Here is a 26545-nt window from a genome sequence, read left to right on the forward strand (position 1 = left end):
CGCCGAGCGCGCTCCGCGCGGCGCCGGCGGGCGCGGCGGCGCGCGCAGCAGCGGCGGCGCACGCAACGGCGCCGGCAACCGCAGCACGGGAGCCGCTCCCCGCAAGGGCGGCGGACGCAAGCCCGGCAATGGCAATGGCGGCGGGAGACGCGGGCGCTAACATTTTTTTCATAAAGCACGCATGGAATAAGCGGCGCATTTCTTCTATAATAGAAATTAAATCAGGGGAAGGGAATGAACGCCATGCCTTCATTGTCAAACAAAGAAATGATCTTCGTCTTCACTGGACCAAACGGCGCCGGTCGCAAAACGATCGCGGAAATGGCCGGTTCGACGCTCAACATGAAGCAGGTGCTTTCCTATACCACCCGGGAGAAAAGGCCGACGGAAACCGAAGGCGAAGATTATTTCTTCGTTTCGCGGGAACAATTTTTGGCCGCGCAGCACAACAACGAATTCATTGAAGTGCTCGAAATCGACGGCAACCTGTACGGTCTAAAAAGCGGCGATATCGCCACGCTGCTGGAGCGTTACGGATGCGTCTATCTGATCCTCAACCGCTACGGCGCCGAAATGATCAAAGAATCGTACGGCGACAATGTCAAACGGTTTTTCATCTACGCCGACAAGGAAACGTTGATCGAGCGGCAGAAACAGCGCGGCGACACCGACGACATGATCGAACGCTACATGTCCCATTACGACGAGGAGATGGCTTACCGCGCTTCGTGCGAACACGCCTACGAGAACCTTGACTCCTCGCATACCATTTTTGATGTGTCGAATGAATTGGAGAACTACTTGCAACGCGGATTGCTCGATCTCGATTGATCCTTCCCGAATGATCAACAATCGAAACCAATTCGCAAACCCGCAATCCGGCTGCCCGGGCGGGTTTTTTGCTCATCTTGCGAACGCGAAAGGAGCCATGGCCGATGCGCATCGTTTCCATCGAACCGACACCAAGCCCCAATTCCATGAAGCTGAACATGGACGAATCGCTGCCCGCCGGCGTCCGGTTGTCCTTCGCCGGCCGCAGCGCCGCCGACGCCAACGCGGCCATACCCGATTACGCCCGCCGCGTCCTGGCGATCGAAGGCGTTACCGGCCTGTACCACGCCGCCGACTTCATCGCGGTCGACCGCCATCCTAAGGCCGACTGGCAAACGATCCTGTCCGGGGTCCGCGACGTGCTCGGCACGCACGAAACCGCGGCGCCGCCGCAGCCCGGGACAAGCGCCGCAGCCAACGCGCGGCAACAGCCGGCAGAAGCGTGGGGCGAAGTGAACGTGCTCGTGCAAACGTTCCGCTCCATCCCGATGCAGGTGCGCGTAAACGACGGACGCGAGGAGCGGCGCTCGGCGTTGCCCGAACGGTTCGCCGCCGCGGCGATGAAAGCGGGGATGGCTTCGCCGAACCTGATCCGCGAACGCAAGCTGGAAGAGCAAGGAGCGCGGTACGGCGAACTGGACGATATTCTGGAGCAGGTCGTGCGCGAGCTTGACGCGGCCTACGATCAGGAACGGCTTGACGAAATGGTGACGCAGGCGGAGATGCAAGGAGAGCAACCGAACCCGAACCCGGAAGCTGGAACCGCCGCAGAGGAATCCGCGCTCTCCGAACGGAACGTCCAGGACGTCTCCCGCCAGCTGGACGACGCCGACTGGAAAGTGCGCTATGCCGCGCTGCAACGGATCAAGCCGACGGAAGCAACGTTGCCGCTGCTCGTCAAAGCGCTGGACGATGCGAACGTCTCGATTCGCCGGCTGGCGACCGTTTACCTCGGCGATCTGCGCGAGCCGTTCGTGCTGCCTTACCTGTATCGCGCGCTGAGCGACGCTTCCGCCGCCGTCCGCCGCACCGCCGGCGATACGCTGTCCGATATCGGCGACCCTTCGGCAACACCTGCGATGGCCGATGCGCTGCGCGACGCGAACAAGCTCGTGCGCTGGCGAGCCGCCCGCTTCCTGTTCGAAGCCGGCGACGAGCGCGCGCTTGAAGCGCTTCGCGCCGCCCGCAACGAAACCGAGTTCGAGGTGCGCATGCAAATCAATATGGCGCTCGAGCGCATCGAAGGCGGCACGGCCGCCAGCGGCTCGGTGTGGCAGCAAATGACGAACCGGCCGCGCGAATAAGCGCGGCCGGTTTCGCCAACGACCATTTCACCAATACGCATTGCTCGGCCCGCAGCTGCCAAGGTCGATGCGTCCGTCGAGGTCATAAGCGTGCCGGTGCCAGGAGCCGTTGATCGTGTTGATCGGCTTGCGCGCGCGAACGGTCCGGTCCAGCAGCAGCCGCAGCATGTCGCGCGCCTTGTCCGCGCATGCCGGTTCGTCGATGCGGTTGCACAGCTCCCACGGGTCGGCGTCCAGGTCGTACAACTCGTCCTCCTGCTCGCCGTCCAGGTTCGCCACATACCGCCAGCCGCCCGCCACAATCGCCTTGCGGTACGCATTTTCCGTCAGCGCGCTCGTGCGAAAGCCGCCGCCTTCCCCTTCCGCGTCGCCACCTTCGAAGCCACCGCTTGCAAGGCCTTGTTCACCTTCCCCGCCGCCCCCGCCGGCCAACAGCCCGGCGAAGCTGCTTCCCTGCACTGTATTCGGCGCGTCGATGCCGGCCAGCGCGCACAACGTCGGGAACAAGTCAACCGATTCGACGATATCGCGGTTTACCGTTCCCCGAGGGCCTCCGGAACCCGAAGGCAGCCGGACGATCAGCGGGACGCGCGTAATCGCGCTGTAGCTAATTCCGCCTTTTTTTTCCATTAATCCGTGTTCCCCGGCATAATCGCCGTGATCGGCGCAATACACGACGATCGTATTCTCCAGTTGACCGAGCCGCTCCAGTTCCTCTACGATCAAACCGATCGCATGGTCAACCTGGCTGACCAGCCCAAGGTAAGCGGCAAGCAGTTTGCGCAGCCGCGCTTCCGGCAGGTCGCCCCGCTTCCGCCGCACCTCCGCCTTCTCCCCGTCGCCGAACGGCGGAAGCGTCAACGCTTCCGGCGGATACATGCTCGCGAACGGCTCCGACGGCGTGTACGGCTGGTGCGGCCGGGAGAAGCTGACCCATGCCAGCCACGGCTTCTCCGCGCTCTCCCGGTCCCGCGGCTCGCCTTCGCCGCGCATGAACCGCACCGCCTGTTTCGCCAGCGCCAGCTCGCAGCTGTGCTCAAGCGGCAGCAGCGACGTTTCCCCATCCCGCTCGCCGAGAAAGGCGCGGTTGTCGTTGCGCTCGTACAAGCCGGCTCCTTCGGCATATTTGGGAAACTCGATGAACTCGTCATAGACGAACTGGCAGTCGGCTTCGATCCAGTACCGCGGCGTGTGCAGCTTGCCGAGCGCCCCTGTGCGATAGCCGTGCTCGCGGAACCAGCGGAACAGGCTCGTCATCGGCGCCGAAGGCGACGGCCCGTACAGCCCGTAATAGCCGTGCGTCGACGGGTACAGCCCCGACAGGAAGCTGATCCGGCTCGGCGTGCAGATCGGATTGTTCGCGTAAGCTTGCTCGAAGCGTACGCCTTCCCCCGCCAGCCGGTCGAGATGCGGCGTCCGCACGTCGGGATGCCCGGCGCACGAAAGGCAGCGCGCATTGTGCTGGTCGCTGAACAGAAACAGGACATTCGGTCGTTTCATCCGCTGCGGCTCCTTCCAAACCTCACTTTTTCTTGAACGACGCGTCGTAGGCTTGCTGGTAAATTTGCAAATACCGGGTCAACCCTTTGGACTCCAGCGTTTTCACATACGTGTCCCAGTCCTTGTCGAGATCGGCGTCGCCAATGACGAACCGCGCCAGCATCTGCTCGACGTAATCGACGATCGACTTCTCCATGTCCGCCAGCTCCGTCACCTGTTCGTTCGTGAAGAAGAGCGGCGGCAGCAGCGCTTCCTGCTTCTGTTTATAAGGCTCGTAGTCCGTCTGGGTTTCCATCTGCAGCACGGCGTTCAGCGATTTGACCGCAGGATCGGTAGCCTCGCCGGCCCGCAGCGCCGCCGGACGGTACGACGGCCCGGTTTGGGCCCAGAACACGTTCTGGATCGTGCCGAAATTTTGCAGCCGCGCCCAGATCGCCGGTTTGCCGTCCATGCCGAGCTCGCCCGACTTGGCCCAGCGCCATTCCTGGTTCTCGCGGCCGAATACCGAATTCATCGTAAATTCGCGGTTAAACAACGCGTCGGCCATGCGGAAAGCGGCTTCCGGATTTTTGGCCTTGTTCGTGACGATGAAGTTGCCGGGGCTGATGCCCCACGGATTCAGCGGCGTCACCTGCAGGCCGCCCGGCCCTTTCAGCGGCGGCACGGCCACATAATCGGACCAGCGCGTGCCCTTCGCCGACGTATCGGTGAAAATGCCCATATGCTGCGCGCTCGACGCGCCGAGAATCGGCACGTTCGGATTTTCGCCCATCTGCTTCAGCTGCTTGTCGTCCTGGGTGAACGTTTGCGGCGCGATCAGCCCGCCGGCGTACAGCTTGTGCAAATAGCGCAGCCCGTCCCGCCAACCCGCCTGATTATAGGCCGGCGTCACTTTGCCGCCGACGATCGACAGCCGTTTGGCGCTCGTGTCGTTGTAGATGAAGGCGTTCATCAAATATTGGTCGATCTGCGTGTTGGCGCCCGCGTTCGGCCGCGAGCCGGCCAGGGGAATTTCGTCGGCTTTGCCGTTGCCGTTCGGGTCCTTCTCCTTGAACGCCTTCAGCATCTGCTCGAACTCGTCCGTCGTGGTCGGCAGCTTCAGCCCCAGCTTGTCGAGCCACGGCTTGTAAACCCACATTTTCTGCGGCATCGAGCAATGGTAGCATTGATTGACCTGCGGCAGGCTGTAAATGTTGCCGTCGGGCGCGGTGATGATGCCCTTGAGGTAGTCGTTTTCCTGCAGCACCTTCTTGAATTCAACGCCGTACTTGTCAATGTAGCCGTTCAGCGGCAGGAAAATGCCCTGCGCCCCGTTTATCATCTGCTGCGTCGCCGACACGTTGAAGTCCATGATCACGTCCGGGTAATCGCTGCTCGCCAGCACGATGTTCAGCTTGTCTTGCGCCGAACTGGCGGGCACCACATCCCAGTCGATATGGATGTTCGTCTTCTGCTCCAGCCATTTCGTAAACTCGTTCGTGGCAAAATCTTCGACAAGCGCGTTCTGCTTGACCATGACCTTGAGCGTCGTTTTGTCGTTCGTGATCGGGAACGAACCTGCCGGCGTCACTTTGCCGGTGCCTTGGGCAGCCGTTCCTTGCGGCGTCGATTCTTCTTTGGACGAACAGGCGCTGAGCGCCACACTGCCAAGCAGCGTGAGAGCGAGCGCGGCTCCGATTGTTTTTTTCATGCGAAACCTCCCTTGGATGGACGTCAGTTATCCTTTTAACGAGCCGACCATAACCCCTTTGACGAAATGCTTCTGTACGAACGGGTAAAACAGCAGCACCGGAAACGTCGCCACGACGATCAGCGAAAATTTGAGCAAATCGCGCAGTCCCTGCTCTTTGGCCGAATCTTCGGCGTCGCTGAGCAGCGAAGCGTCGATGTCGTTGCGGATCAGGATGTCGCGCAGCACGATCTGCAGCGGGTACAAGTGCTGGTTCTTCAAATAGATGAGAGCGTTGAAAAACTGGTTCCAGTGCCCCACCGCGTAAAACAGCGTCACCACGGCCAAAATCGGTCCGGACAACGGAAGTACGATCCGCCGCAGAAACTTCCAGTCGCTGCAGCCGTCCAGTTGGGCGGCCTCCAGCAGTTCATCCGGAATCGTCGTCATGAAGTACGTGCGCATGATAATCATGTTGAACACGCCGAGCGCCCCCGGCAGCAGCAGCGCCCAGCGCGTGTCGAGGATGCCGATCGCTTTGACCAGCAGATAGGTCGGAATGATGCCGCCGGTGAACAGCATGGTGAACATAAAGACGAACATCAGCACGCCTCGTCCGGCCAAATCTTTGCGCGACAGCGGATACGCCGCCATGATCGTTATGACGACATTGATCGCGGTGCCGGCGAACGTATATATCAGCGTGTTGCCGAAGCCGCTCCAGATCCGGTGCTCCTTGAACACGGCCGCGTAACCGTCCAGCGTCGGCTCGACCGGCCACAGCACGACGCGGCCGGAGATGACGGCGGACGAGGAGCTGAAGGAGGAGCTGACAATGTAGAGCAGCGGGTACAGCACGCTGGCGAAAATCAGCAACAGCACCGTCGTGTTGACGATCGTAAACGCGCGGTCCCCTTTAGTTTCCCTTATATGGGCAAATTCCACCGTTCTCCCTCCGTTTCACCACAGACTGGTCGTCTTCAGCTTGCGGGCGATCTGATTGACGGCGACAAGCAGCACCAGGTTGACGCACGACTTGAACAAGCCGATAGCGGACGCATACGAATAATTGACGGCCACGGACTGGAACACGACCTTGTACACATAGGTGTCGATCACTTCGGACGTTTGCTGGTTGAGCGGATTTTGCATCAGCAGCACCTTTTCGAAGCCGGTGTCGAGCATGTTGCCCACGTTCAGAATAAGCAGGATGACGGCGATCGGCATGATGCCCGGCAAGTCGATGTGCCACATGCGCCTGATCTTGCTCGCCCCGTCGACGACCGCCGCTTCGTGCAGCGCGGGATCGATGCCGCTCAGCGCGGCCAAATATATGATGCAGGAGAACCCGACATGCTGCCAAACACCCGACCAGACGTAAATCGATTGAAACAAACCCGCCTTGCCCATAAAATTGACCGGTTCCGCGCCGAACCGCTCCAGCACGTGATTGACGATGCCGACGCGCGGATCCAGCACCTGCATGACGATGCCGACCAGCACCACGACGGAGATGAAATGCGGCGCATACGTAACCATCTGCACGGTTTTCTTGAACCGTTTGTTGGCGACATAATGCAGGCTGAGCGCGAGCAGAATCGGAAACGGAAAATTGGCGAGCAGGTGATAGAAGCTGAGCCCGATCGTATTGTTCATGACCGTCCAGAAGTCGTTCGAATGGAAAAAGCGGTCGAACTGCCGCCAGCCTACCCAGTCGCTGCCGGTCATCCCTTTGGACGGCAGAAACTGGCGGAAGGCAATTTGCACGCCGTACATCGGAATGTACTTGAACAGCGCCAAATAAACAAGCGGCGGCACGAGCAGCGCATAAAGCTGCCAGCGCGCAAGAATGCGCTTCCAACTGTTCCCGTCGCGAGGTCGGCTTCGGAACGGCGGCGATTGCGCCGTTGTCGTTGTGTGAGCGGCTCCCATCTTGTCCGCCTCCCTTGCTTTTTGCTTCTTGTGCGTAAGCGGCTCCCGGCCGGTTGCCTGTTTTCAGTATAGGAAAAGCGAGTGCGGCGGTATATATGAATTCGCTTACAAAGTGTGCATAAACGAAGAAAACCGCCCCGCCGGCGTGTGCAAATGCTTACCCGCATGTGCACACGGCCAGCCGGGCGGCGGTTACCGTTCGGCAATATCGCGGTAGGACGTGGCGTTGACGCCATGATACCGCTTGAAGGCGCGGCAGAACGTATTGGACGACTGGTAGCCGACCCGTTCCGCGATTTCCTTGATGCTGAGACCGCTTTCGGCGAGCAGCTGCTGGGCACGCTCCATGCGCAGCTTCAGCATGCAGTCCGTAAACGTCATGCCGGTCTGCTCCTTGAACCATTGCGGAAAATAGTTGTCCGAGATGCGGAAGTAGTCCGCGGCGATGCTGACGTTCAGCTCCGCCCGGGCGTAATGGGCCGACATGAACGCGGACACGCGGTCGGCCGTTTCGCCTGCGCGCTGCTTCTTGGCGCTGGCGGCATACTCGCACACGCTCGCGTACGTTTCCCGCACGCTGCGGTACGCCCGCTCCGCGTCGTCCGCGGCATGCAGCCGCAGATCGGGCGCCTTGACGGCCGGCAGCGCCGCCCCTTTGTCGCCGGCTGCCGCCTGGTCGGCCAGCTTGACCGCGCTGCCCCACAGTTCGCTGACGAAAAGGCCGAGCATGTAAAGCGACAGCTTGCGCTCCTCCGTATTGATCCGGTACAAGTCGTCGAGCAGCCGCAGCGTGTCTTCCTTCTCGCCGGCTCTTGCGGCATTCAGCAGCTTCGCCTGCATATCCGGCGGAAAATAATAGCTGGTCGGTATCGGCAAATCGCCGTACCGGATCAAGGCGTCGCTTCCGGCGCGCGAATGGGCGTGCAGGGCGAGATTCGCTTCCTCCAGCGAGCGGTGCGCGTCGGTCAGCCGTTCGTAGCCGCCGCCGACGGCGATGTCCGCCGCGATGCCGTAGCGGCCGCTCAATTCGTCGCGCAGCCGCTCCAGCGCCCGTTCGAGCGAGCCGATGCCGTCCGGATCGGCGGCCGGCACAACGAACAGCAGCGCGATCCGGTCCTGCGACAGCTCGTGCACGAACGCCGCCGCCGCGGGCATCGCCTCTGCGGTCTCGCGCACGAGCAGCCGCTGCATGTCGAGCGCGTCCAGGCTCGATTCCGCCAGCCGCAGCAGCGCCACGACGACCGTGCCTTCCTGCAGGCGGATGCCGGCATGCTCCAGCAGCGGCTGCGCCTCCCGCTCCGACACGATGTCGCCGCGCAGCAGCCGCCCGAACAAGGCCTCGCGCAGGAAAGCGCGCTGCCGCTCCATCTCCTCGCGCAATTGTTCGTTGCGATCGTACAAACCGGCGAGCGACTCCTGGATGAACCGATACGCGTTGGCCGTGCGCAGCGTGGCGCCGCTGGAGCGCTCCGCGATCAGGCTGACCATCCGCCGCACCGGACCGCTGTTGCGGTAAGCGAGCCAATAGGCGATCATCGCGCCGATAAGCAGCGAAACGCCGGCGTAAATTTGCATTGTCTTCTTGATATAGTGCACCTTCTGCAGCACGACCTGCAGCGGCTGCACAAAAACGTAGCGCCAGCCGGTCTGCTCCGACGTCAAATACGTCACCGACATGTCGCTGCCGGCGATCGTCCGGCGCAGGAAGCCGCTTGCGCCCGGCAGATCGAGCGCCTGCGCGGACAGCTCGCCCGGCGCCGCGGACACCGTGCTGATCGTATGGCCTTCCTGATCGGCCACGTACGCCCAGCCGCCTTCGGCGATGTTCAGCTTGCCGAGCAGCTCGCGAATCCGCTCATTGTCGATCAGCACTACCGCCGCGCCTTGCGGCTGGTCGCGGTAGCCGAGCGTCTGCACATATGCGATGTACCGGCCGTGCGCGCCGTTCAGCGTCGCGTCCGCCGCCGGCATGTAATGCTGCAGGTGGTACGGATTCAGGAACCGATCGTACCACGCATCGAATGAAACGCCGTCGTATCGGAACACATGCTCGTAAAACTGCTCCAGCGTATACGTATCTTTGGCCGTCATCGCCAGGTCGCCGATTTTGAACAGCAAATAATAGCCGGAGATGAAGCGGTTCGTCAGCGTATAATCGTAAAGACTTTGCCGAAAGTCGACCAGCTGGTAAGTTGCCGTCCCCTGGAACGGATCGCGCAGCTGCTGAATTTGCCGCACCTTCGGATCGAACATCATCTGCCGCGTGATCGTGTCGACTTCGCCGAGCCGCCTGTCCAGCGTCTCCATGCCTTGCTGGAGCAGCGACATGCTGGAATCGGCCGCTTCCTTCTCCAGCAGATGGGCCGTATTGTTGTACGTGTACAGGCCGGCTCCAAGCGGAACGAACAGCACGATCAAATACGACAGCAGAAAACGCAGCACAATGCGCTGCCGGCCCGGTCTGAACGTTGGCATGCCGATCCCCCTGTTTGCTAGCGCATGCTGCGCCGTTTGATATGCGCGAATTGGTACAGCTCCGCCAGCTCGTCTCGCCCGCCTTCGCGGAAACGGCGGATCGCTTCGTCGATCGTCACCAGCTCGACTGCCGCTACCCGTTCGCCGTCCGGCGGATTGAGCGGATGGCCGACCAGCTTCACTTCGCCCCAGCCGAACAGCCGGATAAACCGCGGATGCGGCAGATGCTCGCGGTATGGCAGCGGCGAACTCGACTCGCAGTGCAGCTGTCCGCAGATGCGGTACGACAGCAGCTCCGCCCCCAGCTCCTCGCGCATTTCCCGGTGCAAGGTATCGAGGTAGCGCTCGCCGGGCTCCTTCGTCCCTCCCGGCAGCTCCCAGCGCCCGTCTTCCAGCTGCATCATGACGTAACTGCCGCCGCAAACCGGCACAATGCTGACATTGCTGATCTCGCGCTCATCCGCTTCCTGATCGTTTGGCATGAAGCGGGCCGTAACCGGCCCCCACTGTATCGGATTTGCCAATTTCGGGAACCCATGGGCAACTCCCATATTCCTTCCTCCGTCTTCGTTCATCTGCCACCATCATAGCACACGCCATCGTTTCGCAGCATAGCGTTTTTGCAAGCTGGAGCACGTTTCCTGCATCATCCAAACATGTTGTCAGGTCAAGCGCCTGCCGCTCGACATGCGGGTTGCTCCGCTCCGGGCGGGGAGGGTGAAATAGGCCATACTAAATAGTCTATTTTGCAACCCCCTTCCTGTCCGCGGCACGTTCCATGTATAATCGATGGTAACAATCGGCAATTCCGCGCGGTGCCCCGTTTACCGATGATTTGCATCCGACCTTGGAAGGAAGCGCTTTCCTATGAAGCCATTGCGACTGCTTTTGCCCAAACCGTTCGGCTCGTTTATGCCGCGCACTTATCGGGGGCGCATTTCCGTCTCGCTTGCCGCCGCCTTCCTCGTCGTCATCGTCATCTTCGCCTTTGCGGTACACTACAGAACGAACGACTTGCTCGAACGCAACCAGTACGAAGCGAACCGCAAGGCGCTGGCGCAGGTCAAGCATACGATCGAGTACATGAATGATGTGATGAAGCAAACGGCGCTGGCGATTTTTTTCAATTCGGATATCGCTGCGGTCATGAGCAAGGACAACGCGGAAGCCAACGACTCGATTGTCCGCTTCAACCGGGCCATCAGCTCGATCACCTCCACCCAGACGTTCATCGATTCGATCTACGTGTACAATCCGCGCACCCAATCCTACTGGTCCGCCGGCAACCGCAATTACGACAGCGACCGCGGCTTCCAGGAGCTTGCCGCCAGCCCCGGCCGACTGCCGAAGCTGAAGCCGGTTCTGCGCACGGTAGAGCTCGGCGGTTACGCCGACAACAAGGCGTACAAAAACGTCTTTACTTACCTCATGTACGACAACGAAGACGCCGGCGGTCCGCGAGGGGTCGTCGTCAATATCGATGCCGACTGGCTGTTCGACAATATTGCGGCGGTCACCCGCGAAGGCAAACGCGGCGACGACGCCATCTTCATCGCCGACCGCGGCGGACGGCTCGCCGCAGCCGGAAGCGACGCCGCAGGCAGCCTGCTCGCGGGCGTCGGCGACGCTTATGCCGGCCGCCTGATGGCGGGGCGCATCAACGCCGAAGAAGGCTTCTTCCCCGCCCGGCTCGGCGGCGAACAATACCTGATTGCTTATACCGGCGTGGACAACACCGACTGGGTGCTGCTGCGGGCGCAGCATTTTGGCGAGCTCTACCGCTACATCAATCAAATCAAAACAAGCTTGTACGCGATCACCGGCTTGTTCGTCCTGCTGGCGCTGGCCATTTCCTTCCTCGTGGCCAAAGGCATTTACCGGCCGATCGGCGGGCTCGTCCGCACCGTCAGCTCCCACAGCGCGGCGAACCGCGGCTGGAGGCGGCAAGACGACGAAATCGGCTACTTGCACGATCATTTCCTGCAGCGCCAGCAATCGAACGCGGAAATCGCCAAATCTTATTTCCTCCGCCGGCTGCTGACGGAAAGCGCGGAAATCGACGCACACGAGCTCGGCCGCTCGTGTGCGGAATACCGCTTGCCGTTCGATCCGCAGCGCCCGTTCCACATTTGCGTCGTCCGGCTCGACCGCTACCGCCGGCTGGAGCTGCAGCTCGCCGCCAAAGAGCTGCAGCTGTACCGCTTCTCGGTCCGCAATATCGTGTCCGAGCTGCTCTCCCGCTCCCTTGCCTGCGAAATGCTCGAATTTCGCCGCGATCAGGCGGCGCTGATCGTGCAGCCGCCCGTCGGCGCCGGCGGCCATGAAGAATGGAGCGAATCGCTGCGCGAAGCGCAGGATTTCGTCGCGCGGCACTACCCGATTACGTTCTCGGCGGCGATCGGCGGGAAAGCTTCGTTCAAGGACTTGACCCGCAGCTACGACGAGGCGCAGCACAATCTCGCCTACACCTTCGTTTACGGCAGCGAATGCATCATCCTGCCGGATGCGGTGCCGGACGCGCTGGGCAACCGCCCCGCCGCCTACGAGGGAACGGCGGAGAAACGGCTGTTCCGCGACATTCGCAGCGGCAACGCCGACAACGTGCGGACCGGCCTGCTGAAGGTGTGCAACGAAATTTCGACGCTGCCTGCCGGCCGAATCACCCCGGCATGCGCCGCATTCGTGCACCGGCTGAAGGCGGTCGTCGAAGAAATCGCCGCCTATAAGGGGATGCGAACGGCCGTCGCCTTCGACGAGCTCGTATCGCGCCTGCCCGAGTACGATACGCTGGACGAATGGCGGGAGGCGCTGTCCGAGCAGCTGTTCCGAACGCTGGCCGCAAGCGCAAGCGATCCGGCAAGCGACAAAAAAACACAGCTCGCCGAAGCCGCCAAGCAGCTTATTCAGGCCGGCTTCGCCGATCCGGCGATGAGCTTGCGCCACATCGCCGATTCGCTCAAGCTGTCGACGGAATATGCAGGCAAGGCGTTCAAATCGGCGACCGGCTTGTCCGTCGCCGAATATTTGAACGACATCCGCCTGACCCGGGCGGCCGAGCTGCTGGAGAACGGCAACGTGCCCGTCGGCGAAGTCGCCATGGCCGTCGGCGTCGAGAACGAAACGTACTTCTACAAGATGTTCAAGAAGAAGTACGGCGTGACCCCTCGCGAATACACTTTCCATCACAAAAGGCCCGACCGGAGCGGCTAAACCGCCCGAATGCGCCGGAAAAAGACAGAAAACACGAAAAAGTGGAGCCGGTTTGTGCAGATGACCGGTTTTTTTTCATTCCCGGATCGGGTCGTTTGCGTTATCGTTAAACCCGCCTCCTCCTCCGCTGCGGAGGACCAACAGGCATATCAAAGAAGAAAGCGGGGCAAACAATGCGATCGATCGCATGGAAACAAGCAAGCCGGACATTCGGCCGGAACAGGGCGATCCTCCTGCTCAGCCTGCCCGGCGTCCTGTTCCTGCTCGTCTTCGCGTACTTGCCGATGGTCGGCGTCGTGCTGGCGTTCAAGGACTACTATCCGATCAAAGGCATCTGGGCGAGCGAATGGATCGGGTTCAAAAACTTCGCGTTTTTTTTCCAATCGCAGGACGCGTACCGGGTGACGCGCAACACGATCGGGATCAACCTGCTGTTCATCGCAACGACGCTCTTCATCTCCGTCTCGTTCGCGCTGATGCTGAACGAACTGCGCAACAAGGCCAAAGTTTATCTGGTGCTGATGTTCATCCCGTTCTTCGTCTCGTGGGTCGTCGCCAGCTACATCCTGTACGCCTTCCTGAACACGGACCTGGGCGTGCTCAATCATCTGCTGACGGGCTTCGGGCTGCAGCCGGTGCAATGGTACGCCCATCCGCGCTATTGGGTTGCCATCCTGGCGATTTGCCACATCTGGAAAGCGACCGGTTACGCCACCATCATTTATTACACCGGGCTGATCGGCATCGACCAGACGTACTATGAAGCGGCGGCGATCGACGGCGCAAGCAAATGGCGGCAAATGACGCGCATTTCCATTCCGCTGCTCGTTCCGCTCATGACGCTGCTGGTGCTCGTGCAGGTCGGCCATGTCATCCGTTCCGATTTCGGCATGTTCTACTTCCTGACGAAAGACTCGACCGCGTTGTATCCCGTCACGGACGTCATCGACACGTACGTGTTCCGCGCGCTCCGCGTCACCGGCGACATCGGCATGGCGACGGCGGCGGGCTTGTACCAATCGGCGGTAGGCTTCGTGCTGGTGCTGGTTACCAATGCGGTGGTCAAGAAAATCAACCGCGACAACGCCGTTTTTTAAACGCATCGTATGGGAAAGGAGCTTGGCAACTTGGCTGTTTCAGGCGATTCGAAGCTGACCGCGATTCCCGTCTGGTCGGCGGCAATCATTCACGGATGGTTCATCCTGTTCTCGTTGTTCTGCGTCGTGCCGTTTCTGTTCGTCCTGTCGGGGTCGTTCACCGACGAAACGGCGCTCACCGTGGAAGGCTACCGGCTCATTCCCGCCGAATTCAGCCTGTCCGCTTACCGCTATGTGCTCGAGCGGCCGGATGCGCTCATCCGCGGCTATCTCGTTTCGGCGATCGTTACGGCAGCCGGCACGGCGTTTGCCCTGTTCGTCTCCACCCTGCTCGGCTACGCAATCACACGCAAGGATTACAGCTACCGGAACGCCACGTCCTTCTACATCTTCTTCACGATGTTGTTCAGCGGCGGGCTGGTGCCCTGGTACATCCTGATCGTCAACTATTTGCATCTCGGCGATACGCTGTTTGCGCTCATCCTGCCTTATACCGTCATTCCGATGTTCGTGCTGTTTCTGAAAGGGTTCCTGTCCGGCATTCCCCACGAGCTGTACGAATCGGCCAAAATCGACGGCGCCGGCGAATGGACGATTTTCGTCCGGGTCGTGCTGCCCTTGTCGAAGCCGGGGCTGGCGACAGTCGGCTTGTTTTATGCTCTGCATTATTGGAACGACTGGTACTTGTCGCTGATGTTCATCGACAACAACAAGCTGATTCCGCTGCAGGCGATTTTGTACCGGCTCATGAACGACATCGACTTTTTGACCAAAAATGCCGTTGTCGCCGCCAGCGTTGGAGTCGACTTCTCGCGCCTGCCGAGCGAAACCGCCCGCATGGCCACCGCCGTGCTGGCCGCCGGTCCGATGCTGGTCGTCTTCCCGTTTTTCCAGAAATATTTCGTCAAAGGGCTGATCGTCGGCTCCGTCAAGGAATAACCGCGGCTACTCCCGCCTCAATTACGTGCTTGGGCGGATGGCATATATACAACGAACAGGGAGGTAACGCAAGATGGGCAACATCATCGCAGATCACCGGGGCAAAATCGCTCCGGCAAGCATCGCCGTCGTCATGCTGGCGGGACTGCTGGCCGGCTGCGGCGGCGACAAAAAAGAGGGGGCCGCTTCGCCGTCGGCCAGCGCAACGCCTGCCGGAGCGAGCAAGGCGCCGGCAAGCAGCGCGTCGCCAACGCCGGCGGCCAAGCTGGAGCCGGTTGCGCTGACCTGGTACATGCTCGGCTCGCCGCAGCCGGACCAGGACGCCGTGTTCGCGGAAGCGAACAAAATCATCAAAGAGAAGCTCAACGCGACGGTCGATTTCAAAATTATCGCCAACGGGGAATACGACGCAAAAATGAAAGTGAAAATCGCCGCCGGCGAAGACTGGGATCTTGCTTTTACGTCAAGCTGGGCGAACAACTATTTTCAGAATGCGGGAAAAGGCACTTATCTCGACGTCAGCCAATTGCTCGACAAGTACGCGCCGAAGCGCAAGGCGGCCGTGCCGCAGAACGTCTGGGACGGGCTGAAGATCGGCGGCAGGCTGTACGGCCTGGTCAACGGCTATATCGCCTGGCAGGACGGCATCTACATCCAGAAGGAGTACGTCAAAAAGTACAACGTCGACACGGCGAGCATCAAGTCGCTCAAGGATCTGGAGCCGCTGCTGGCGACGATCAAGAAGAACGAGCCCGACAAAATTCCGTTCGGCATGACCAAGGGCGGCATCAACAACTGGGGCAGCATCGGCAACGGCGGCGTCGAGCTGTTCATCGGCGCCGGCATCCCGGTGGCGGTCATGCGGGGCGACAAGTCGGCCAAAGCGTTCAACGTGCTTGAAATGCCGGAGACGAAGGCGTATTTCGAGCTGCTGCACGACTGGTACGGCAAAGGCTACATCAGCAAGGACGCGCCGACAATCGCCGACAAAAGCGCGGATCTGAAAGCCGGCAAAATCGTCGTCGACATGGCGAACACGATTTATCCGGGCGTGGAAGGCGAAGTCAAAAATCAATTCGGCGGACGCGACGTATCCGTCATCGAAACGAGCAAGCCGTTCGTCGTCGCCACCAGCACGTTCTCGACGATGACCGCGATCAACGCCCGCTCGAAAAATCCGGAACGCGCCATGATGCTGTACGAACTCGTCAACAACGACCGCGACCTGTTCAAGCTGCTCGGCGCGGGCATCAAGGACAAACACTTCACGCAACTCGAGAACAACACGATCAAGCTGATTCCGAATTCGGGCTACGCGCCGGGCAACAATTGGGCGTGGGGCGATCTCGACCGCAACGGCTATCTCGTCGAAGGGCAGCCGGCCGGCATGCTGGAAGGCAAAATCAAATCGAGCCAGAATGCCGACGTATCCAGCCTGATCGGATTTTCGTTCGATACGACGCCGGTGAAAACCGAATTCGCGCAAATTACGTCGGTCGCCCAGGAATACGGACCGCTGCTGATGACGGGAGCCTCCGATCCCGGCAAGGTGCTGCCGGAATATATCGACAAGCTGAAAAAAGCGGGCCTGGACAAACTGCTTGCGGAAGTGCAGAAACAAATCGACGAGTGGAAAAAAACGAAGTGAGCGGGAACGGAGGGGAACCGGCAATTGCCCGTTCCCCGTTCTGTTATGGAAAATTGCATATGGCATACAAGGAGGGAATTGACATGCGCAAATCAAGCTTGCGGCTGCTGTTCGTTTTTTCGCTCGCGTTGGTTGCGGGCGTTTTTGTGTACGGCTATGCCGCCGAGGCGGCGACTTATCACGTCGCCGTAACGGGCGACGACGGCAACGACGGAACGAGCGGGACCCCGTTCCGGACGATCAACCATGCGGCGCAGCTCGCCCAGCCCGGCGACACGGTCATTGTCCATGCCGGTACATACCGCGAAACGGTGAAACCGGCGCGGGGCGGCACGTCGGACGGGGACCGCATCACGTATCGGGCGGCGTCGGGCGAAACCGTCTACATCAAAGGCTCGGAGCAGGTGCCGGCAGCAGCGTGGAAACACGACACCGGCAATGTGTACTATGCGGTGCTCGATGCGGCAGCGTTCGGCGATTACAATCCGTTCACCGTGCCGCTGTCGAAACCGGTCAGCACCATGGCCACGACGAAGGACAATTCGACGCAACGCACGCTCGGGGAAGTATTTGCGAACGGAACGCCGCTAAACGAGGTCGATGCGATCAAAAACGTGTATTCGACGGCCAACTCCTGGAAAGCTTCGGCAGACGGCTTGACCGTGTTCGCCAATTTTGGCGGCGCGAACCCGGTTACCTCCGGCATGCTGACGGAAATCAACGCCCGCGAGCAAATTTTTGCGCCGGCCGTATACGGTCTCGGCTTCATTACGGTTGACGGCTTCCGGTTCGAGCATGCCGCCAACCAGTTTCCTTACAAGTTCTGGGATGTCAACGGCAACCCGCAGAAAGGGGCGGTCAGCACGTCGGGCGGGCACAATTGGATCATTCGCAACAACACGGTGCGTTACGCCAAGTCGATCGGCATCGACTTCGGCTATCAAGGCGGCAAACCGGTCGAAGAAGCCGGCTATACGGCCGCCAACTTCTATGAGATGACAGGCGGCGTCGGCCGCCATCTGATCGAAAACAATGTCGTTTCCTATTCCGGCTCCACCGGCATTATGGGCATGTGGGGGCCGTTCTCGACGATCATCGGCAACGTTGTCGAGAACAGCAACCGGTTCCAGTTCGAGCAAGGCTACGAATCGGCGGGGATTAAAACGCATTTCTTTTACGACGGGCTGATTCAGGACAATTTGATCCGCAACAACGGTAAATTGGCCGGCCTTTGGCTCGACAACACGTCGCAAGGAGCGCGTGTGACCGGCAACGTATTCGTCAACAATTCGAACGCGATTTATACCGAAATCAGTCAGGGCCCGATTCTGATCGACAACAACGTCATGATCGATTCGCCGATGGAGCATTCCTCGTCCGAAGGCATAACGGTTGTGCACAATTTGTTTTATACGTCTTCCTCCATCGCGCATGCGGTCGATTACACGGACGCCAGCAACCGGATTACGTCGACGTTCGTGCCGCATACCATCGACGCCACCGGCCGCAAAATCGACCCGGTCGCGCATATCCGCTATTACAACAATATCCTGATCGGCAAAGGAAACGAAATTCCCGCCGAAACGACGCGGGTGCGCGGCAACGACTCCGACGTCAACGCCTTGTACGACGGCGCCACGGCGACGAGCGGCTACGAAGGCCGCAGCCACGCGAGTGCGCAGGCCACCTCCTTCTCCTATGTGTCCGACAACAGCGGAACCGGCGGCACGGCGAAGGTGACCGCCCAGTTTACGGTCGACCGAACGCCATGGACGCTGCCGACGTCGCGTCTCACGCCGGAAGCGCTTGGCCCCGCTCCTTACAGCGGCGGTATGTTCGGCGACGTGGCGCTCGATTTCTTCGGCAACGCAATTGGCGCGAAGCCGGTTGTCGGCCCGTTCGCAACGCTTGCGGCCGGCGCCAATTCGCTGACGCTGTGGCCGAAGACGACGCGCAGCCCGCTGACGGCGGATGTACCGCCCTACGCGGCGGTCAATGACAATCACGACGATATTGCGTATACCGGCGCCTGGGTATACTCCAGCGACTCCTGGTATGCGGCCGCCCGCGAGGCCGGCGATTTTGGCGGCGACGTGCACACTGCGCTGGACAACGGCGCTTCCGCCGAGTATACGTTTACGGGCGAAGCCGTCGACTACGTAACGGAGCTTGGGCCCGACTCGGGCGGCGTCGACGTATACATCGACGGCGCGTTCGACTCTTCGCTCAGCCTGACGCAACCGTCCCGGCTCGTGCAGCAAACCGTGTATACGAAGACGTTCTCCGGCTCCGGCACGCATACGATCAAGCTGGTCAAAACGTCGGGCGTGCGCGTGCTGCTTGACGCGTTCCGCGTCCACGCCTCCGCCCCGGCGCTTGCGCTGAATGCCGATCCGCTGCCGTCGGTGGAAATCGGCCGCTATTACCGCTATCAGCTGCAAGCAAGCGGCGGCGCGGCTCCTTACACTTACGGCGTGGCCTCCGGCTCACTGCCGGCAGGGCTTGCGCTCGACGGCGCCACCGGCGTCATCAGCGGCGTGCCGACGGCGCCGGGCAGCTTGACCTTGACGCTGCAGGCGACCGACAGCGCCTCCGTGCCGGCGACGGCAACGGCAACGTTCTTGCCGACGCTGCGGCAGATGATCGCCATCGCCAGCCCCGACTTTGAGAGCGGCACGCTGACCGGCTGGACCGCCAAAGGCAGCGCGACGATCGCTCGCGACAATACGACGGCGCACGGCGGCTCGTATTCGCTGAAGGCGGCGCGCAGCGCCGTGTTTGACCGCCCGGCGCAGGACATTGTGATGGTGCCCGGCGTGACGTACGATTTTGCGCTGTGGATGCGGGCCGATTCCGGCAGCGCCCTCGGCCAGCTCGTGCTTGACTTCGGCGCCGGCCTGCAGGGGGAGCCGAGCCGCTACGGCGTGCTTGACGGCCAGACCGTGGGCACCGGCTGGATCGAGCTGCGCGGCAGCTACAAGCTGAGCGGCAATTCGCCAAGCGTCACCGCCAGTTTCTATCCGCAGCTTACCTCAGGCACGACGGCGTTTTACATCGATGACGTGAACGAGCCGGCTACGCCGGTCGCTCTCGCCGCAGCCACGCTGGCGGACGGTTCGTTCGGCAACGCCTACTCGTATACATTCGCCGCCTCGGGCGGAGCCGGCGCGCCTTATCGGTATGAGCTCGCAAGCGGCGCGCTGCCTCCGGGTCTTGCGCTCGGCGCCAAGACCGGCGGCTTGTCCGGCATGCCGCGCGCCGTCGGTTCCTACGCCTTCGACATTCGGGCGACGGACCGCACCGGCGCCACCGCAACCGGCTCCTACACCCTGACCGTCGCATCGCCGATCGTAAACGGCGGCCTGGAAACCGGCACCGCCACCGGATGGTCGGCGCAAACCGGCGCCGTGCTGTCCGTCGTTTCGACCGGCATAAGCGAAGGCGCGTACGCGCTGCAGGTGGTTCGCCCGTCGGGTGCCGCGTACACATTCGCCAGGCCGCAGCAAACGATTACGATGCGCAAGAACGTGGCCTACGACTTCTCCGTTATGCTGAAGTCGCCCGGCAGCGCCCAGACCGGACAGCTGGTGCTCGATTTTGGCGCCGGCACCCATCAGGGCGAACCGAACCGTTATGCGGTGCTCGACTTCCGCACCGTCGACGGAACGTGGACGCAGCTTGCGGGCAGCTACCAGCTGAGCGGCGCCCAAGCGACGGCCACCGTCAACGTGTACCCGCAATTCCCGACGGGAAGCGGCGATACGTATTATATGGACGCCTTTACCGCTGCGGCGAGCCCGCTCGTCCTGAACGCGCCGACGCTGCCGATCGGTGTCGGCGGCACGTCATATGCAACGCAAACATTCACGGCGGGCGGCGGCTTCGCGCCTTACTCTTACCGGATCAGCGACGGGCGGCTGCCGTCGGGGATGACGCTGACCGGCGCCGGCGTATTGTCCGGCACGCCGAAGGAATTCGGCACGTTCAAGGTCGCCGTAGCCGTTGCCGACGCCGGCGGACAAACGGCCGAACGCGGGCTGCTGCTGCAGATCGACCCGCTCATCGCGAACGGCACGCTGAAGGATGGCACGACGACCGGCTGGACGGCGGCATCCGGCGCAACGCTCAGCGCAACGACAAACGTATTCCGTTCCGACGAGTATTCGCTTCAGGTGGACCGCCAGGTTGGTCAGACATTCGGTCGCCCGACGCAGACGATCACGCTGAAAGCCGGCATCGCCTATACGTTCTCGGCGTGGGTCCGCACCGCCTCCGGCAGCGAAACCGCGCAGCTCGTGCTTGACTTCGGCAGCGGCGCGCACCAGGGCGAACCGGCGCAATATACCGTATTGGACACGAAAACCGTCACTTCCGGAGAATGGACGCAATTGTCCGGCACCTACACGCTGCTGGGCGCCGAGGCAGAAGCGAGCCCTGCCTTCTACCCGCAGCTGACAACAGGAGCCGGTACGTATTATGTCGACGACGCAACGAACATCAAGCCGCTTACTGTCGCTTCGGCTGCCGCTCCTGCGGCGACCAAGGGGGTGGCTTTCACCGCGGGCGACTTCACCTTCGCGGCGGCAGGCGGCGTCGGTTCGACGACGTTCTCCGCGGATACGACCGGCGACTTCATGCTGCCGCCGGGTCTGTACATCAATGCGTCCGGCCAGTTGCTCGGCACGGCAATCCGGTCGGGCACGTACCGCTTCCCGATCACCGCGAAGGATTCGACGGCAGTCGACTCGCTTTACCCGACCGGACGCACGGCGATCAAGTGGTTCGACATTACGGTTGCTCCGATGGCGAACCAGCTCGCTAACGGCGATTTCGAATCCGGCGCGACGACGGGCTGGACGGCGCTGAACGGAGCCAGTTTGTCGGTGACCGGCTCGCAGTATCATATGGGCAGCTACGGGCTGCAAGTAGTGCGGGCGAATGTCGGCAGCACGGCCGGCCAAACCGTCAGCTTGACGGCAACCCGTTACTATGACGTTTCCGCCTGGGTGAAGCTGGACAGCGGCAGCGGCGACGCCAAGCTGGTGCTCGACTTCGGCGGCGGCAATACGTCCGTGCTGGACGCCAAGACGGTCGGCACGAACTGGCTGAAGCTGACCGGGCTGTACAAAAATACCGCGGCAAGCACGCCGCAAGTGTACGTGCTGTTCACCTCGGGCACAGGTACGTTCTACCTGGACGATGTGACAGTGAACTAGCGCGTAACACTTCCCCGCTTCGGAAATAAGCCATGTTTTATTGGCTATTGCGGTAAAAGGGGAGCCTGGCAACGGAATAGCCAGCGAAAACGCTGGCTGTTTCCCGGAAAAGATCGATCTTGAAGCTGTTTCGTCGGAATAGCCAGTGAAATCACTGGCTATTTTCCATGAAATGAGGAAAAGTGGGCAAATAAGCCACTTTTTTTGGTCTATTTTTAGTAGAAGGGGCCAATCGGCGAAAGGGAGCGGCGATGACGCCGCCATTCTCGCTATTAACAGCGGCAGACGAACATAGTATACTGGTTGGTAAATCCAAGCATAACGAATCGACTGGGAGACGATGCCATGAGCGAAATCGGAACGGGACGCACTTCGAAGCGGTTTTTATGGCGGCTGTTTGTCTGGTTCGCGCTCACCTCGTTCGCCTTGGTCAGCTTCCTCTCGTTTTTCGTCTATTGGAACATCGAACGGATCGCCCTCTCCAACGAACGCCACAACAACAACAAAATTATCGGCCAACTGCATAACAATATCGCCAGCATGTACGAAACTGTCAAAACGATGGCCAACGCGATCGAATACAACAACGACGCCCAATCGATCCTGTTCGCCCAGAAGGAAGAAGACATCTACGAGTTTATTCGCAAGATGAACAATTTGAGCCTGCTGATCTCCTACAACCCGTTTCTCGACTCCGTCTTGCTCTATAACGGCACATTGAACCAATTTTACTCCACCCGCAACAGCCTCTACGAACGCAGCTCCGCTTTCGCCGGTCTCGTGCTGTCCCAGCCGCTGCAAAACCGCATGCGCTTCATCCCGCTGAACGTCGATCGAACCGGCGACGCCTCCTCCCCCGATCAAGTGCTATCCTTCATGATGTTCGAATCGCTGAACCGCGAGGACCGGCCTGACGGCGCCGTCATCGTCAACATCAAATCCCGCTGGCTGCAGGACAACATCAACGCGTTGAACAGTATCGGCAAAGAGCAGAATACGCTGGATCGCGTCTACATTCTGGACGGGAATGGCAAGCTGCTGTTCGGCGACGACGCAAACGACGATATCGGCCAATACGTGGCCGCTTCGCTCGGCTCAACGGGACAAACCGCCGACATGGCTGCCGGAGCTGTCGTTTCCGCCAAACAAACGATTCGCGGCCAATCGTATCTGGTGACAACCTCCCCCGTTCCGGAAGCAGACTGGACGATCGTCAAGGTGCAGGATTACGGCATCTTCGACCGCTATCTGGACAAAATCAAAACGACCGTGCTGTCCGTCGCCGCCGTCTTCCTGCTCCTGTCCCTCCTCGTCTCGCTGCTGATTTCCCGGCGCGTATATCGGCCTTTCGGCAATTTGGTGCGGGAGGTCAAGGCGCTGGCCGGCGCCGGCGCCGTGCCGGAGAAGGCCGTAATGGACGAAATCCAGGCACTGCGGGCGGTATACCGTCGCAACGAGGACGAAATTCATACCATCCGGCAGAAGGAGCTTAGCAGCAGGCCGGCGCTGAAAGCCTACTACGTGCGAAGAATGCTGCTCGACAGCCGCTCCATGCCGGAGAAGCTGTGGGAAGAGATTGCCGCTTCGGATGTGCTGTCGATTCGAATCGAGGCCGGTGCGCCCCACGCGGCGGGCGTTATTCGCATTGACCGGTTCGCGGCGTTCAACCGGCTGACACAACGCGACCGCGAGTTGTACAAGTTCGCGATGGAAAATATCATCGGCGAATGTTTGTCGCGATCGTTCGTCTGCGAAATCGCCGATATGAAGGACGATCAATTTGCCTTCATCGCCCAAGCGGCGCCGTCGGATCTCGCCACGGACGTGATTGGCGCAATCGGCGAAGCGCTGAGCGGGGCAAAGCAATTTATCGGCGACCGGTTCGGTTTGTCGCTGACGGCGGCCATCAGTTCATTATCCGCCGACAAGGCCGAGTTGCAGCTGCTGTATGAGGAAGCGCTGAGCCGATCCAACGCCCGCTTCGCCTTCGGCCACGGCACGATCATCACCGGCGCGATGACGGCGGACGCCGAGAGGCATGAAAGTATGGAATATACCGCCCTGCGTGAAAAACAGCTCGCCGAGTCGCTCAAGGGCGGCGACCCGCAAACGGCGGAGCAGGAAATCGAGCGCGGCCTGCAAGCGGTAGCCGCCCATCATCCCCGCCACCACAAGCAGATTTATGCGCAATGGGTGCATCTGCTCCTGTTCGTGCTGCAGGATATCAACCGCATGAAGCTGGAGCCGGCGCCGTTCGACGCGGAAGCGGCGGCGCGCGACTTGCTCGCCTGCGAAACGATGGCGGAAGCCAGGCAGCTATCGATCGGGCTCATCCACGCCGCAACGGCTAACAAAACGACGCGCGACGTCAAACATTCGCTGCTCGTCGACGCCATGAAAGAAATGACCGACAGCCGTTATGCCGATCCCGACTGGTTCCTGCAGGAAGCGGCGGAGCTGCTGAAAATATCGCCTGCCCTTGCCGGCAAGCTGTTCAAGGAATATACGGGCGTCCCGTTTGCCGAATACGTCTGCGAGGTGCGCATGACCAAAGCCGCCGCCATGCTGCAGGAGCGCCACATGTCCATCGCCGACGTCATGGCGGGCGTAGGCATCCCCAACAAGAGCTACTTCTACCGGCTGTTCAAAAAAAAGTACGGTGTCACGCCGAAAGAGTTCGCGTTAAAAGCCTCCCTGACCGGCCATATTGCGCCCAAATAGGCCGCTGTATACCAAATCGCGCCATTGTACAACAGGCCAAATACCAAAATCGCCAAACTTGCACTATCCGCCTCCCCCACACCCGTACTATGCTGATGGTGCCCGGGCATATAACGACGGAAGGGAGGCGGCAGCGCATTAGTGGGAATCGGTTCGGCCCCAAGCACAAGGAACAAGTCCAGTTGTGGCTGATGAACGTGCCGACGGCCGTTTGGCTGTTCATCTTTTGCTACTTGCCGATGATCGGCATCGTGCTTGCTTTCAAAGACTACCGCTACGACTTGGGGATTTGGGGGAGCCGCTGGATCGGCCTGCAAAATTTCGACTTTCTGTTTCATTCCAATATCGCATGGCGCATTACGCGCAATACGGTAGGCATGAACCTGTTGTTCATCGTGTTTTCGACCGTGTTTTCGGTCGGCTTCGGCATTCTGCTCAGCGAGGTCGGCCGCAAGTTCGTGAAAGTGTACCAGACGGTCATGTTTCTGCCGCATTATTTGTCGTGGGTCGTTGTCGCCTATTTGTTTCTTGGCCTGTTCGACATGGAGCACGGCTTGCTCAATCAACTGATCGTAAAGTTCGGCGGCGAATCGGTGCTATGGTACAGCAAACCGTCCTATTGGCCCTACATTCTGGTGATGACCGACCTGTGGAAAAGCACCGGCTTTGGCGCGATCATTTATTTTACCGCGATTATCGGCATCAATCCGGATTATTACGAAGCGGCGCAAATGGACGGCGCCACCTGGTCGCAGCGCGTCCGCCACATCACTTTGCCTATGCTTGCGCCGACCGTCGTCGTGCTGACGCTCATTTCGGTCGGCAACATTTTCCGCGCGGATTTCGGCATGTTTTATTTTCTCACCCAGAACACCGGCACGCTCTATCCGACCACCGATGTCATCGATACGTACGTGTTCCGCACGCTCAAGGATTTGGGCGACATCGGCATGGGCACGGCAGCCGGCCTGTACCAGGCGATCGTCGGCTTGGCGCTCGTTACGCTGGTCAACTGGATCGTGCGCCGGGCGGACAAAGAGAGCGCCCTGTACTAGATCTTTGGGGCTTCCGGACACGCCCTGGGAAGGAGCGTCATGAGAACCGTATCGTTATCGACCGCTGCGATGCACGCCATATTTATCGCGTTTTGCCTGTTCTGCGTCGTGCCGATCCTGATCGTCGTTTCGTCCTCGTTTACGGCCGAACGGTCGCTCGTCATCGAAGGCTTCAACCTGTGGCCGAAGAGCTTCAGCCTGAGCGCCTACCGGCTTGTGTTTACGCATGGCGAAGCGCTGCTTCGCGCTTATGTCGTGACCGTGGGCGTGACGGCGATCGGCACGCTCCTGTCGGTGCTGTTCAGCACGATGACCGCTTACACGCTGTCGCGCAACGATTTCAAGCACCGCAGCTACTTCGGCTTTTACATTTATTTTACCGTGCTGTTCCACGGCGGCCTGGTGCCTTCTTACATTTTGGCAACGCGGTATTTGCATCTGGGCAACACGGTCTGGGCCTTGTTTCTGCCGATGCTGATTATTCCGTGGTTCATCTTTCTGATGCGCCGCTTCCTGACCGACATTCCGGTCTCCCTGATCGAATCGGCCAAAATGGACGGGGCGAGCGAATACGGCATTTTCCTGCGCATCGTCCTGCCCATCTCCAAGCCGGCGATCGCCGCCGTGTCGCTCATTATGGCGCTTGGCTACTGGAACAGCTGGTGGCTCAGCCTGCTTTATATCGAGGACCGCCATCTGTACACGCTGCAGTATTTGCTGTACATCATTCTGTCGAACATTCAAGCGCTGCAGGATGCCGCCAATACCTCATTTACAGTGGCAAACGCGATGGACACGCCGCAAATGTCCTTGCGCATGGCGATGGCGCTTTTGGCGGCGGGCCCGACATTGTTCGTCTTCCCGTTTTTCCAGCGATTTTTCATCAAAGGCATGACGGTAGGCGCTGTGAAGGGATGATTTTTTGCTCGCAGGATACTTAAGAGGGGG

Annotated in this window: 16 protein-coding genes; 10 read left to right on the forward strand and 6 right to left on the reverse strand. The window is 60.4% G+C overall.

Annotated elements, in window-relative coordinates:
* Window positions 1-243: 243 nt before the first annotated feature.
* Together EXY20_RS37420 and EXY20_RS37425 are read left to right on the forward strand one after the other, a co-directional pair.
* A complete protein-coding gene (locus tag EXY20_RS37420) occupies window positions 244-831 on the forward strand; it encodes a guanylate kinase (protein ID WP_135557551.1) in 588 nt (195 codons plus the stop codon).
* 104 nt (window positions 832-935) lie between these two features.
* Window positions 936-2135: a conserved virulence factor C family protein gene (locus EXY20_RS37425; RefSeq protein WP_135557552.1), complete on the forward strand. Its 1200-nt coding sequence runs from the start codon at window positions 936-938 to the stop codon at window positions 2133-2135.
* A gap of 27 nt (window positions 2136-2162) precedes the next feature.
* On the opposite strand, the gene EXY20_RS37430 is transcribed toward EXY20_RS37425, so the two are convergent.
* From EXY20_RS37430 to EXY20_RS37455, 6 genes are all read right to left on the reverse strand, one after another.
* Window positions 2163-3635 carry a sulfatase family protein gene (locus tag EXY20_RS37430; protein WP_135557553.1) on the reverse strand — a complete coding sequence of 491 codons (1473 nt, stop codon included), beginning with the start codon at window positions 3633-3635 and terminating at the stop codon, window positions 2163-2165.
* Between the two features lie 22 nt (window positions 3636-3657).
* Window positions 3658-5325 (reverse strand): ABC transporter substrate-binding protein, encoded by a 1668-nt coding sequence (locus EXY20_RS37435; protein WP_135557554.1) that lies wholly within the window; start codon window positions 5323-5325, stop codon window positions 3658-3660.
* A 27-nt stretch (window positions 5326-5352) separates the two neighbouring features.
* Window positions 5353-6249: a carbohydrate ABC transporter permease gene (locus EXY20_RS37440; RefSeq protein ID WP_135557555.1), complete on the reverse strand. Its 897-nt coding sequence runs from the start codon at window positions 6247-6249 to the stop codon at window positions 5353-5355.
* A gap of 15 nt (window positions 6250-6264) precedes the next feature.
* Window positions 6265-7236: an ABC transporter permease gene (locus EXY20_RS37445; protein ID WP_135557556.1), complete on the reverse strand. Its 972-nt coding sequence runs from the start codon at window positions 7234-7236 to the stop codon at window positions 6265-6267.
* A gap of 192 nt (window positions 7237-7428) precedes the next feature.
* Window positions 7429-9711: a helix-turn-helix domain-containing protein gene (locus tag EXY20_RS37450; protein ID WP_135557557.1), complete on the reverse strand. Its 2283-nt coding sequence runs from the start codon at window positions 9709-9711 to the stop codon at window positions 7429-7431.
* Between the two features lie 17 nt (window positions 9712-9728).
* Window positions 9729-10262 (reverse strand): NUDIX hydrolase, encoded by a 534-nt coding sequence (locus tag EXY20_RS37455; RefSeq protein ID WP_135557558.1) that lies wholly within the window; start codon window positions 10260-10262, stop codon window positions 9729-9731.
* Window positions 10263-10578: 316 nt separating this feature from the next.
* Here EXY20_RS37455 and EXY20_RS37460 point away from each other — a divergent pair, with 316 nt between their 5' ends.
* The 8 genes from EXY20_RS37460 (at window position 10579) to EXY20_RS37495 (ending at window position 26515) form a co-directional block, all read left to right on the forward strand.
* Entirely contained in the window at window positions 10579-12921 is a 2343-nt protein-coding gene (locus tag EXY20_RS37460) for an AraC family transcriptional regulator (RefSeq protein WP_135557559.1), read from the forward strand.
* Between the two features lie 173 nt (window positions 12922-13094).
* Window positions 13095-14018, forward strand: coding sequence for an ABC transporter permease (locus EXY20_RS37465; protein WP_135557560.1), 924 nt, complete (start codon window positions 13095-13097; stop codon window positions 14016-14018).
* Between the two features lie 30 nt (window positions 14019-14048).
* On the forward strand, window positions 14049-14957 hold the full coding sequence (locus EXY20_RS37470) for a carbohydrate ABC transporter permease (RefSeq protein ID WP_235886389.1): 909 nt from the start codon (window positions 14049-14051) through the stop codon (window positions 14955-14957).
* A gap of 73 nt (window positions 14958-15030) precedes the next feature.
* A complete protein-coding gene (locus tag EXY20_RS37475) occupies window positions 15031-16605 on the forward strand; it encodes an ABC transporter substrate-binding protein (protein ID WP_135557562.1) in 1575 nt (524 codons plus the stop codon).
* An 83-nt stretch (window positions 16606-16688) separates the two neighbouring features.
* Complete coding sequence (locus tag EXY20_RS37480; RefSeq protein WP_167859793.1) at window positions 16689-21821, forward strand: carbohydrate binding domain-containing protein; 5133 nt, start codon at window positions 16689-16691, stop codon at window positions 21819-21821.
* Window positions 21822-22166: 345 nt separating this feature from the next.
* Window positions 22167-24542 carry an AraC family transcriptional regulator gene (locus EXY20_RS37485; protein WP_135557564.1) on the forward strand — a complete coding sequence of 792 codons (2376 nt, stop codon included), beginning with the start codon at window positions 22167-22169 and terminating at the stop codon, window positions 24540-24542.
* Between the two features lie 191 nt (window positions 24543-24733).
* Window positions 24734-25597 (forward strand): ABC transporter permease, encoded by an 864-nt coding sequence (locus tag EXY20_RS37490; RefSeq protein ID WP_235886392.1) that lies wholly within the window; start codon window positions 24734-24736, stop codon window positions 25595-25597.
* Window positions 25598-25636: 39 nt separating this feature from the next.
* The gene (locus tag EXY20_RS37495) at window positions 25637-26515 is read left to right on the forward strand and encodes a carbohydrate ABC transporter permease (RefSeq protein WP_135557566.1); all 879 of its coding nucleotides are present in this window, start codon (window positions 25637-25639) and stop codon (window positions 26513-26515) included.
* Window positions 26516-26545: the final 30 nt, after the last annotated feature.

The organism is Paenibacillus cymbidii (assembly GCF_004764705.1).
GTDB lineage: Bacteria > Bacillota > Bacilli > Paenibacillales > NBRC-103111 > Paenibacillus_AN > Paenibacillus_AN cymbidii.